Below are 411 nucleotides of genomic sequence, written 5' to 3' on the forward strand. Positions count from 1 at the left end.
GCAGGCCGCCCAGGCCAGGGTCGCCTGCTCGTTGCGCGGCAGGCCCTTCAGACGCCCGTCCTCATTGCAGAGGGCGACGACACGCTCGCCGTTATAGCTGTTGAAGCCGATCAGCTTCTCGATGGGGCCGCCGACGACCTCCTGCAGCTCCTCCAGGCTGGGCGCGCGCGCTGCCCTCATAGCCCCTGCCGAAGTTGTGCGCCGGATTGGACGCCATGCATTACATGTAGCCGGCCATGGACGGGCTGTCAGTCTCGGTCGTGGCGTCGGTCTGGCTGGTGCTCATGACGGCGATCCTCTGGTCTGGTCATCGGGGTCGCTGCCGGGCTCGCGCGCAATATCCAGCGGCAAACATGCTTGGGCAGGACTTCCGCGCCATCGAGCGTGGCGGCGCCCCTCCTTGGTCCGTCT

At 67.4% G+C, this 411-nt stretch carries 1 protein-coding gene; it reads right to left on the reverse strand.

Annotated elements, in window-relative coordinates; genetic code table 11:
- Positions 1 to 180, reverse strand: a 180-nt coding sequence (locus tag AC1D34_RS38320; RefSeq protein ID WP_476827118.1) for a DUF3846 domain-containing protein, incomplete at its 3' end; no start/stop codon positions are given.
- Positions 181 to 411: the final 231 nt, after the last annotated feature.

This window comes from Allobosea sp. P1_A7 (assembly GCF_056406775.1).